Annotated in this window: 8 protein-coding genes and 1 pseudogene; 2 read left to right on the top strand and 7 right to left on the bottom strand. The window is 39.2% G+C overall.

The annotated features are described in order from the left end of the window. The first annotated feature begins 280 nt into the window (after positions 1-280). Entirely contained in the window at positions 281-784 is a 504-nt protein-coding gene (locus tag IIC38_17470; GenBank protein ID MCH8127720.1) for a peptidylprolyl isomerase, read from the top strand. A gap of 290 nt (positions 785-1,074) precedes the next feature. On the opposite strand, the gene IIC38_17465 is transcribed toward IIC38_17470, so the two are convergent. The 7 genes and pseudogenes from IIC38_17465 to IIC38_17435 form a co-directional block, all read right to left on the bottom strand. Then, the gene (locus tag IIC38_17465; GenBank protein MCH8127719.1) at positions 1,075-1,557 is read right to left on the bottom strand and encodes a GNAT family N-acetyltransferase; all 483 of its coding nucleotides are present in this window, start codon (positions 1,555-1,557) and stop codon (positions 1,075-1,077) included. 369 nt (positions 1,558-1,926) lie between these two features. Continuing rightward, positions 1,927-2,424 (bottom strand): SgcJ/EcaC family oxidoreductase, encoded by a 498-nt coding sequence (locus tag IIC38_17460; protein ID MCH8127718.1) that lies wholly within the window; start codon positions 2,422-2,424, stop codon positions 1,927-1,929. A gap of 116 nt (positions 2,425-2,540) precedes the next feature. Next, positions 2,541-3,518 (bottom strand): acetamidase/formamidase family protein, encoded by a 978-nt coding sequence (locus tag IIC38_17455; GenBank protein ID MCH8127717.1) that lies wholly within the window; start codon positions 3,516-3,518, stop codon positions 2,541-2,543. A gap of 521 nt (positions 3,519-4,039) precedes the next feature. Further along, entirely contained in the window at positions 4,040-5,794 is a 1,755-nt protein-coding gene (locus IIC38_17450) for a serine hydrolase (GenBank protein MCH8127716.1), read from the bottom strand. A 737-nt stretch (positions 5,795-6,531) separates the two neighbouring features. Further along, positions 6,532-7,044: pseudogene (locus IIC38_17445) on the bottom strand (DinB family protein). Between the two features lie 107 nt (positions 7,045-7,151). Continuing rightward, complete coding sequence (locus tag IIC38_17440) at positions 7,152-8,024, bottom strand: DUF4249 domain-containing protein (protein MCH8127715.1); 873 nt, start codon at positions 8,022-8,024, stop codon at positions 7,152-7,154. Positions 8,025-8,044: 20 nt separating this feature from the next. After that, complete coding sequence (locus IIC38_17435; protein MCH8127714.1) at positions 8,045-10,393, bottom strand: TonB-dependent receptor; 2,349 nt, start codon at positions 10,391-10,393, stop codon at positions 8,045-8,047. A gap of 505 nt (positions 10,394-10,898) precedes the next feature. Between IIC38_17435 and IIC38_17430 the strand changes: the two genes are divergently transcribed. Continuing rightward, entirely contained in the window at positions 10,899-12,347 is a 1,449-nt protein-coding gene (locus IIC38_17430) for an oligosaccharide flippase family protein (GenBank protein MCH8127713.1), read from the top strand. Positions 12,348-12,500 lie beyond the last annotated feature (153 nt).

Here is a 12,500-nt window from a genome sequence, read left to right as displayed (position 1 = left end):
GAGTTTATCCAAAAGCCTAGCTGAAGGACTACGTCGAAATGACATTCTGTTAATTTTTCAGAAGTTTCATAATCAATCATTAAATTAAGGAGTTAATATGAGATCTCGGATAGTTGGTTTTATACTAGTTTTATTAACTTTCATTTCTTGTGGTAAGAAAGAGGAGTTGGAAAGATTAATATCCGGAAATATTGAATTAGAGAATGATATTCAACAAATGGAGAGTGATTTAAAAATGACGGACAAAAATGAAGCTAAAATTACTTTTTTAGTGAATCAAATGAAGGGTGTAAAAGCTCGGATCATAACCAATTATGGCAATATCGAAGTTAAGTTTTTTCCGGAATTAGCGCCGATTCATTGTTATTCATTTATCATCAGGGCTGAGTCGGGCTTTTACGACAATACACTATTTCATCGTGTGATTTCAGGTTTTATGCTTCAAGGCGGAGATCCAAATACTAAAAATGATGATCCATTTGATGATGGAAGCGGTGGCCCTCTAGTTGCGATGCCCCATGAGTTTAATTCAAAGAAACATGTGCCAGGAATTCTTTCCATGGCCAGGGTGGGTGATAAGTCGGCGGGAGCCGGCTCCCAATTTTTTATAATGCACGGTACCACACCAAATTTAGATGGAGATTATACGGTATTCGGGCAAGTTACCAAAGGCATGGATGTCGTCAATAAAATAGCCGCAGTTGAGACGGAAAAACAAAATCCAAGGTTGAAAGACAGACCTGTTAAGCCGGTTAAGATCCAAAAGATGGAGGTTTATCGATAACCCACTTTTTTAGAAGTTCAGCAAAAATGAAATAGATGAAATGGAAGAGGAGCGTAACAGGGAAATTATACCAGATACCAGATGCCGGATGCCGGATGCCAGATACCAGATGCCGGATGCCGGATACCAGATACTAGATTCCAGACGCCGGATTCCAGATGCCAGATATCAGAAGTGCCGTCCTAAAAAAAGTTGTCAATTAGTAGGGGTAGTTTTTCTTTCATTTTTTCTAAATCATTGTTAATTGCTCAGTTCTCACCGCGAACTGGTCACTGTTAACTGTTATTTGTTCACTGTTCATTGATCATTGCTATCTTAAGTTCCATAAAAGAAGTCCCTCCTATCGGGTTGAATCGATAAGGTTCGATTTCAGTAAAACCAAGTGATCGATACAATGAGCGAGCTATCTTCATGCTTGGTACTGTATCTAATCGCATCCGAAAATAACCGATTTGTTTAGCTTCTTGAATGATCTGTTCCGCCAACATTCTACTGATATCTTTGCCCCGGTGATTTGGATTTACATAAAGTCGTTTCATCTCACAAATCTTTTTATCTATCTTTCTCAAAGCCACACAGCCGATTGCTTTTTCATTTTCTCGAGCCAACAATAAACAACCGGCCGGCGGGGCATATATCGTATGTATTTCTTTAAGTTCGATATCAAATTCCTGAAAATCAAGTTCAAAATCCAGGCTTTCCGCATATTCCTCGAACAACAAACGTGCTTGGCGGAAATGTTCGCTTGTTGTTGCCTGGATAATCTTAATCATGAGGAGTCCATTAGTAGAAAGAAAAAACCGCCCGAACCTAAGTGGATCAGCGGTTTTATTATGAAATCCTAATCTCTAATTTCGAAGCCTGTTCCTGACTTGATCAGGAAACCTAAACAAGTCCTACTATCTAAATTCCAATATACAAACGAAAAAACGTAAATTCTTAAAGATATAATCACAATCAAAGTGTTTGTAAATTAACGTGAGTTTCGACATAAATAAATTCATGGTTTGACTCCGCTCACCATGGCTTAAATTCAGCAGCCTGAGCGGAGTCGAAGGCTGATAATTTCGCATATTTTCCCTAAGATTAATTATATCGAACTCACGTTAATTCAGATATTCGGATTTCGGATTTTTGCGCAATCACATGTTCATATCAGGCATTGCACTGGTGTTCCACATGTTGATGCTCATTTTCCAGGAACCATCTTCTGTTTGTTTCCAGATCGCGAGATATTTGCCATTATCATCCCCAGTGCTTTCTTCATCAGGTAATAAAACTGAAAGGGTATAATGTCCAATTTCACATGCCCGGTTACCCATAATACGTACTTCACTCAGGTTTAATTTGAAACTTGTCATTTCAGCGCCTGCCATCATTTGGGTAAAACCAGCTTTAATGGCTTCCATACCCATCATTTCAGGAAAATTGGGCGCCATTACGATTGCGTCGTCCGTATAGAAGGCAACGGCGGTTTCCACATCGCCATTCACCAGCGCCTCGCTAAATTTAGCATTATTTTCCTCAATAGCAGCTTGAACTTCAGCAACATCCAGTTCGCTGCTTTCCAAACCTGCGCACGCAAAGAAAGCGAAAGGAACTGCCAGCATTAAGAGAAAAGAAATTTTTGAAACTTTCATGATAACCTCCAAGGTTGATTTGAATTCCATTGACTTTTGTCTGAAAGGAAAAGTAATAATAAATTGGGAAATGGGCAAGTTAGAAATTAAAAAATTTTAAATAAATAAGGTATTACTCACTCCGGCAAATACTTCTTTGGAAATTTAGCTACAACCGTGTAGAGTGGATCCACAATATTTGAAACAGTGCTGGTGCCAACCTGGGAAAGAACCTGGTAGGCTTCCCATTTATCGAAACCGTAATCATCAACAAGCCATTCGATTAATTCCACATGAGCCAGGCGGAAAGCATCGATTAAAGGTCGGGCGCTGCCGGCGACCATGATATATTCTTCATCTTCGATACGCGGCCAATCGATGGGCTTGTTTTTGATTAGATCAAATTGAAGGATTACATCCATTGTGGTTTCCAATCCGGTACCGGCGATTTCTCCGTGGCCCTGCAACGCGTGACCATCGCCGAAATAAAAGTAAGCGCCGTCATGAAAAATCGGCAGGTAAACCGTCACACCTTCGCGAATCTCAGGGGCATCCATATTGCCGCCGAAATCGCCGGGCCACAATCCGGGAAATGACTCTTCTCCTTTTGGCGCCACAGCAACGCGACCCAACATGGGTTTGAGTGGTACTTCAATTTTCTTGAGTTTACTTTTAGGTAAATCTAACGATCCCATATTTCTATCTTTATTGATTCGCCAAAGATAGCGACTGCTAGGAATTTTAGGGTTGAGCATTCGAACCCGGATATCACTAGCCAATCCACCAAAATTAGGATTGATTCGTGCAGGCGCTAAATCGTGGTTGGGGCGTATTTTAATGAGTTTAATGACAAGTTGATCTTTAGTGGTTGCACCTTCGATTAGTATAGGTCCGACTTCTCCCGGCCATGCCCCGCCTTCTTCGGTATAATAGGGCCCCATCAACGTGTTACTAACCAGGATATCTCCGGGTTTAAGCTTCAATACGGGTTCCCGAACCTTGAATGCCTGATAACCAATTTTTGGAACGAATCGAATAGTATCCTGGGCGTGTACAGCAATAGTAAAAAAAGCAATGATGAAAAACGAAATGACTGATATACGAATGGGTTTCATTTTTAATCTCCTTTGATATTAGCTTTGAATTTATTGATTTCAATTAATCTTTTGTGCATGGAAAGATTGCACATTTGTAAAAGACAACAATTGCAAACACGAGTAATGAGATAAATTTCTTTGGTTTCATATAATTTCCTCCGGAAGCAGTATTATAAAACTAGTTTTCTTCAAATGATTAAGTGTTGAATGGTTATAAAAAAGTGACTTAGAAGAAGATGCAAAATGGGGTGGAAAAAGTCAAGATGTAATTAAGTTTTATTTTGACGAGATAAAATGATTTTTTAAGGAGCATCAACACGGTTGATGCGTTCCATATAATAATTACTAAACCCTATTAAGGAGGTCATTGTAGACTATCTTCAACTCTAAAATTTTCAAACACCAACTAACAATAAGTTGATTTAGTTACAGCAAAGAGGAAATGTGTTATGTGTTTTTTGGCGTGAATCAACCGTGTTGATGCAAAAACCTTAAATGACAAAAGCATTTTCACAAATCCACACTATTCACATACCATTTTATTCAATTTTCTTTGCAGGCATATTTTGTCCATTCTGATGCAATGTCATGCTTTCTACTTGACCAGAATCTGCGAGATCGAAGGTCATTTGTACTGGAAATGCCTTGGAGAAAAATTTGGTTTCTCTTTCTGCAAATATTTCAAATGCTGATTGTCCGGTAGCCTGGGCTTTAAGCTGGTTGCCCTCTAAAGAAATTGTTATTATAAAATTCGGTTTAAGCTCATATTTTCCGACATACTTTTGCAAAATCTCTGCAGAGAGTGTCATTTCTTTACCCAAATCCGGGTCAACTTCAACTCCCAGTTCCGCCAGCATTTCTTTACCACCTTCATTTCGAGGATTCAACTGCACAGATTTTTGGTAATTTTTTATGGCTAGTTTCTTATTGCCAATTTTCTTATAAGCCTCGCCAAGGCTGTCGTAGGTATTGAAAGCATCCGGATAAGCTTCCACATTCAGTTTAAAAATAGCTATCGCCGTTTCTAAATCATCGTTGTTCAAAAGTTGGTATCCCAGGTTGTTCAGCTCTCTTTCAGAAAAGTCATAAGAATCTGCTTTTTCTTTTTTAAGTTTACTATAATGGCTGATCGCTTTTTCGACTCCTTCTTTGTTTATGATGGGCATTAATTCTTCCGCAATGGGCATCTTAGGATCTTCAGTAGGTTCTCCATATAGAATATTGACAATCCCGTTCATGATCTTGCCATTACTATTTCCGGAAGTGTTGTCCATGATAATAATTGCATGTTTGTCATCCACAAGTCGGCGAAAACCGGTGCTGAATCCGTGAATACCGCCGCCATGTTCAATCACATTGATAAATTTATCGGTTTTTCCAATTTTTTGCTGCCGGATAATCCAGCCATAGCCATAGTTCTGCAGATTTGGCGTAAACATCAATTTCTTGTATTTTTGGTCTTTAAAAAGCTTTTCCGTATAAAGGATTTGATTCCACTTAAACAGGTCTTCTACTGATGAATACATCATTCCGGCAGAGTAGGGAAGTGTGGTGTCTAGATATTGAGCAACTTGATATCCGCCAAGTACTTTTTGATATCCGGAAGCGCGCTTCTCAGTTATTATTTTATAGTGCTCATAGCCGGTATTCTCTAAATGCAATGGATCAAGGATTTGCTCATGAAGAACTTTATCGTACCGTTTACCAGCTACTTTTTCGATAATTGCGCCAAGAATAAAATAGCCTGAATTGTTATAACGAAATTCCGATCCGGGCTCGAACTCAAATTCCATCTCGGAAAAAACCGATAGAAGTTCTTCAGGTTCATAGGGGTTACGGCTTATGTCCTTAAAAAAATTTGGGAGTCCTGTATAACTTGGGATACCTGATGTGTGCGTAAGAAGATGATGGATGGTTACTTTATCACCCTGGTTTTTTGGATAATCCGGAAGATAATCGGTAATTTTACCATCCAGACTTATTTTTCCTTCTTCGACTAATTTTAATATCAGGATTGCTGTGAATTGTTTCGTGACGGAGCCAATACGGAATATTGTGTCGGGTTTGTTCGGAATCTTCCACTCCATGTTTGCATAACCAAAACCATTTTTGTAAATGACTTTGTCGTTTTCAGCGACTAATACCGAGCCGTTAAACAATTGCATGTCATAATATTTTTTTACGAATTCATGAATCAACTTATCCTTTCCATCTGCATAAGCATTTTGTGTAAGGACAGGAAAAATCAGTAAGATGGAATAGATTTTTACCAGAATTGTCAGTCTTTTTATCATTTTGTACTCCTATCCAGAGGTTTGATGACTTTTGTTGAATAATGCCCGAATGAAAACACCCTCACCTGTCATTCCCGTATGATTTTAGCGAGAATCTACCTTCTTAGATCATTATGATTCTGGCTCAAGTTAAGCAATGAGTCCAAATAGTGCAAGACAAAGTAAAAAGATCCCCGATAATCCCGCCCAGCAGGCTGTCGCACAATGCGCAATATCATTAAAATGTCATTCTGAGCGCCAGCGAAGAATCTTGCTGGTACAGCCCTTAATAACTTGATTATACTAGAGTTACAACGAGTTTCAATCAAGATCCTTCACTCCGCTTCGCTCCGTTCAGGATGACAATTCCAGGCTTTTTGCCTATTCTGCGACAGCCTGCCAGGCGGGACGGGGATAACATTTTGGGTAGTTCTTGGAAAACCTGAAAATATAGAGGGTATTACAAATTATGGATTTTGGTTCATTCACAAATAACCTTATTAGTATGAAATTAAAAACAATAGACAGAAAATATCTAAGATTGTTGCAAATTATTTTAGTTTTTATCGTGTGAATTTATGAAGTAAAAATATCAAATTTGAATTTACTTATTGTTCTTTTTTTGAAAAAATCCAATCCCAATGAACACCTCCTTTATCAATCACATATCCCTTATTTTCGCGTAATAAAAATCCTTCGTCCACCAATTTCTTCGCTTCTTTTTTGATTTGCAAAAGATGTGCTTCTTTTGAAGGATACTATATGCTGCCTTCATCAGTTGATTGGCCGTAAATTGCCGGCACCGCAACGTCGTTAAGCCGCAGATAAACGCCTAGTTGAGCCCGATGATGGATATTATGATTCATAACAAAATTTCGTAAGACGGCAACCCGGCGAAGTTCAAAAATTACTTTTCCACCGGAAAGAAGAGTCCAGGAGGAAAGTAAATGCTCATCGCTAGCATCGGCAATTACGGCTAGTGCATCTGTAATATTCTTATCAAACCGATCAAGGGTTTCGTGGCATGAAGTTGCGGGTAATGTCTTTGATGGCGGTGCATAAGGAGAAGGCTTTAAATCCAGTGAGTCTTGATTGATGGCATGCATAGCCCCGGTCGGCAGATTTGCCAGGTGTGCCGCCAATTCTATCATAGTCCATGATTTTTTGTGAAGTCTCCAATCGAGTTTGTCTTCCGGAATTCGTTCGAGAGACTTTCAAGTATTTGCCATTTCATGGTCGAATTCAATCAGTAAATTATTGTTTATTTTCATAAAAATAACCTTTATCTTGGGATTTAAAAATTATACTGCGGCAATGAATCGATTGAAGTCGTGTGTAGAATAAATTAGAAATTCCGGATTAGTTTTCAAACATCAAATTATTGCCCAAACGCAGGGAACATTGAAACAGCGTACCCGGCAAAAACTCCGAGTCCATTTTCAATATTATTGTAAACTTGAATCGGGGTTGAGAATGGATTTTCTCCATGGTCTTCTTGAAATTTAGTTGATTTCATGTAATTGTAATAGGATTCGGAAACTGAAAGAAGCATAATATGCATCTTTGCCAGTGGCTCAACCTGGTGTGGATAGGTTTTTAGTATTAAACTATAATTCTTACCTGAAATTAATGAATCATCGAAAAGAGCGTCACCGGGATCGACACCACCCAGGTCCTGAAAAAGCAGATCATCTGATTCAAACCAAACAGGGTGTAATTCGCCGCTACCATTTGTATCTTCTGAAATAACCAAAACCTGGTAATAATTTTTTTCATTTGGTGGATCTGAAAAACGGACAGTGACCTTAAATGGATATGAATTGATGTCGGTTTGAACCGAACTGATTTGGACGGGTTCAGGAACATAATCCGATGCGACGATTGGATCGAAGCCGGGTGCCGAAGCTTGTAATGTATATGTACTGCCAATATTAGGTGTCTCGTTCGCCAGTGAACGATAAATGCCATCGTGCCCATGTGTGAGTGAAGCGACTAGATTTTCCCCATCGAATATCTCAATGGTAGCATTGGTTATGGCTCTATTCGATTCTCTATCCAGGCTGCTTTTACTTTTATTTAACTTTACTTCCCAAAGGTGGTCAGGGCTAAAAAGACTATTAGCCACCAGGACCGGTTCATGCTCCGGCAAGTCGACTTCTACGATCGTTTCACATCCAATAATTGTAAACAGCGCTAGAAAAATCCACGCTATCTGTACTGTTTGAATTGAATTATTTTTATAAATTGTCATATTCATTCTCTTGAGTAAACCTATAATCCTCGGCTATAACTTATTGCAGGAATAATTGGAAACAAGCTTGCCTGTTTTACAACCGGGTTACCTACCTGGTCCGTCGAGAAGAAGTAAAAGAAAGGATTCTTGCGGCTGTAAGCATTATAAATACCAATTGTCCAGACTCGACGCTCATTACTATCTTTTCGTTTAATAAACCGAATCGCTAAATCCAGGCGATGATAAGATCGCATTCGTACTCCGTTTCTATCAGGTAAATAATCAATTAATCCATCAAAAAATCTGAAACTGTTCGGTAAAACTGCAGTGGGATAGGTTGCCTCCGGTATTGATATCGCATTCCCTGTGCCGTAAATCCAGGTTCCGGACAATTCCACACCCCTGGATAGTTGATGATTGAAGACTATAGCAATATCATGACGCCGGTCGTAGCGATATGGGTAACGTTTGCCAAAATTCAAATTTTCAAAAAGCCTGTCAGTCCAGGAAAGTGTATAACCGAGCCAACCGGTGGTACGTCCTCGTTTTTTTTGAACGAAGATCTCCAGACCATAGGAGCGGCCTGATCCGACTTCGATCTTATTTTGCCAGTCGGTATCTAATCCAAGGAATTCTGCGCCATCTTTATATCCAATTAAATTGTCCATGGTTTTGTAGTAGGTTTCGATGCTGAGTTCATATTGTTTGTCCTTCAGCGAACGAGCCAAGCCAAGAGCGATCTGTTTGCTTCCTTGTGGTTTTACTTTATTTGTTGCCGGCACCCACAGGTCTGTTGGCAGCCCGATTCCGGCATTGGAGAGCAGATGGATGTACTGGCTCATGGTGGCATAAGAAGCTTTGAGTGCCCAACTACTTACCATGAATCGTGCGGATAAACGAGGTTGCAGTGAAATATACTGCTTGCCTTCGGTTGAGAATAGTGAAGAATGAAGCCCAAGGTTGGCCTTTAATCTGTCAGAAAACCTAAGATCATCTTCAACATAAAAATTTGTTTCGATGGCATTTTGTTCCTGGGTGGGTGCAATGAGAGTATCCAATGCAGTGATATTTAAACCCGCTGCTTTAAATTGTGCTGCACCCGGACTAAATTTATGGCTTGTGGCGGCACCACCGAACTTAATGTAATGGCTTGGGTTGGGCCGGAAGTCAAAATCAATGCGGGCACTCCAATCTTCGATGCCGGAGATATACTTGAGAAGGTAAGATTCCGATAAAATGCTGCGATTTTTAGATTCTTCCTCGACCTCAACCGTAAAGCGATATTTACTGTAAAGCACAGTTGTGTTACTAAACAATTTTTTATTAAAGAGTTTATTCCATCTAAGAGTGGAAGTTATATTGCCCCATCTTAGGTTACCGTTTTCTTGGGATGTCTCCCCATTTAAAGTCTCTTTACTTCGGAAGTAAAATTTATCCAGACCGGCATATAGACTTAAATAAAGCCGATTTTTGTTTGATAACATATGATTCATCTTCGCATTCAAATCAGTAAAGTAGTATCCACCATTGTCATCCTTATCGAGGAATGGTTTTGCTATTAGGTCTGCATACGTTCGCCTTGCTGAAATGATATAAGATGAATTGCCTTTTTTTAGCGGACCTTCCAGCATAATCCGGGAAGCAATCATCCCTATCGTCACTTGTCCATTAAATTCCTGGTTGTTGCCTTCCTTCATGTTAATTTCAAGCACGGATGATAACCGGCCGCCAAATCGAGCTGGAAAGCCTCCTTTTATGAGCTTAATATTTTTTACCGCATCAGAGTTGAAAATAGAAAAGAAACCAAAAAGATGGGATGCATTATAAACCGGGGCGCCGTCAAGTAAGATAAGATTTTGATCAGGTGATCCACCCCGCACATAAAGTCCGCTGCTTCCTTCGGACCCGGATTGCACACCTGGCAATAGCTGGATCGATTTGATCACATCCACCTCACCGAGCAATGCCGGTACCGTTTTAAGTTGCCGGATCGGAATCTCAATGGTGCTCATTGCTGTCCTTTGTTCGATGGATTCCAGGTTGTCGGCAATTACAGTAATACTGTCCATAGCTATCGGGCTAAGTTTCAATTCAATATTCAATTGGTAATCTTGTCCGGTTGCTAATCTTCTTTGCCAGCGTTCATATCCGATATAGGATACCACCAGCAAGATGGAATCTGCTACCGCATTTTTCAATGTCAGACTAAAGAAACCGTAAACATTGGTGGTCGTACCGACGTTTAAATCCGGGTCAAAAAGATTCGCCCCGATTAGTCTTTCTCCGGATTGGGAGTCCTGGACATAGCCATTAACCGTGAATTCCTGGGCGATGGCAACTTGGCCTGTAAATAGAGTTAGAAATATGAAGAGATTAGAGATTTTCATAAATAGTTGATAGAAAGCTAATTTTGTTCAGTTCATATATATAAGAAATCTACAAAACTTAGTTCCCTAATAAATAATGAACCTGGATTATTCACAAATTTTACACCTGATAGTGTAGCTGTTTTTTCTTTTTTGACAGGATTAACAAGATATACTGGATTTTTATCCTGATAATCCTGTTTATCCTGTCAAAAAAAGTTGAAAAGTAATAATGATAAAATCAAAGAAGAATGGAAAATTCTAAGCAGCTTAGCAAAGCTATAACTGGTGGAGTAGTGCCTTAACGCTATTTTTATTTGAAATTTATCTAATTTGAGTATTCTTTAAAAGAATCTTTTATGAAAATCATAATATCCATAAATTCAATAGGTTATAACCAACCTTGTAGAATCCTGATTATTGTTTTTGTTTATGTCCTTTTTGGTTGACAGTTATCGAGATATATCCTAAATATTGGAGTGTTTGAGCCATCCCACAAGCTTCCGTAACTTCACACATTAAACGATTGCTTCGCCATTCCGCAGTTTACGGTATCGGCCACATGGCCAGCCGGGGACTGGGTTTTTTATTATTGCCATTGCATACTAATGTAATTGCGACCGGGGAATATGGTAAAGCTGCATTGATATTTTCATTTCTGGCATTGATGAATGTGATTTATGGTTATGGAATGGATGTCGCTTACTTGCGTTTTGTTGCCCCGGAAAATGACCTCAAAAAACAAAAGGTTTTATTTAGTACGGGTTTGATTTCCTTATTAATCACATCGGTCCTTTTTACAGGGCTTTTGGTGGTTTTCGATCAAACGTTCTCAATAATAATCTTCAGATCAGAAACAGAAGCAATGTTGATTTTATTAAGTGCCGGCATACTGTTATTTGATTCCTTGACTTTAATGCCATTTATGGCGCTGCGCGCTAAAGAAAAATCTATACCTTTTGCAGTTTTAAAAGTCATTAATGTTGTGCTGAATATTGCAGCGAATATCTTGTTTATTGTGGTTTTAAAGAAAGGTGTGGCAGGCATTTTTTGGGCCAACCTGGTGTCTTCTGGTTTAACTTTCCTTTTCTTATTACCAATCATTTTCCGGTATTTTATTTTGAAATTTGACACTGCCATTTTCAGTAAGCTCATCCGCTTTGGGTTACCCTATATATCTTCCGGGTTGGCTGTGGTTGCGATGAATATTATTGACCGCCCGATCATAGAGCGCTTAACTGATCTGGAAACCACTGGTATCTATAGCGCCGGTTATAAATTGGGGTCTTTTATGGCGTTGTTCATAGCTGCTTTCCGTTTTGCCTGGCATCCTTTCTTTCTTTCCACTTCCAAGCAGGCAAATGCCAAAGCTGTTTTTGCGCGGGTTTTGACGTATTTCATGTTGTCTTGCTCAATAGTCTTCCTGGGAGTCTCACTTTTTGTCGACGAAATTGTACGTTTTAACTTATTTGGCTACAGTTTATTTGGAGAGAAATATTGGGCCAGTACCAGTATTATTCCGTTAATTCTGATCAGCAATATCTTTTTTGGAATGTATGTTAATTTTTATGTCGGCGTATTTTTGGAAAAGAAAACCTTGATTATAGCATGGGTTACCGGCATCTCAGCCGGAGTGAATATCCTGTTAAATTTTTTGTTGATTCCGTTTTTCGGCATGTTGGGAGCAGCATGGGCGAAAGTGATAGCCTATATTGTGCTTGCTTATCTCCTTTACATAAAATCCAATCCACTTTATCCTATTCCTTATGAATGGGGCCGGGTCACTAAAATTTCAGTACTTGCTTTGGGTATTTTTCTTGTCCAAATCTATTTCTTGCAATGGGAGAATATTTTTCTTAAAATTGGCTTAATCCTGGGATTCTTTTTATTCTTATTGGCTTCCGGATTTTTAGATCGAACCGAGAAAACCAGGATTCGTAAATTTTTTAAAAAGGATCATGGAACAACAGCTTAAAAAGCGTGACGGTTTATTCGTTTTTATTAAGAAGTCGGGGCCAATTACCCGGAAGAGAAGGTCGTTTATGCAGGGTTGCGTGGCAGATTGCGAAAGGAATTTATCGCGCTCTATTTGGCAGATGCAAAAGGGAGGTTCCTGGATATCGGTTGT

This window comes from candidate division KSB1 bacterium (assembly GCA_022566355.1).
GTDB lineage: Bacteria > Zhuqueibacterota > JdFR-76 > JdFR-76 > DREG01 > JADFJB01.
Note: the sequence above shows the minus strand (reverse complement) of the source record. Positions and strands in the feature narration are given on the sequence as shown.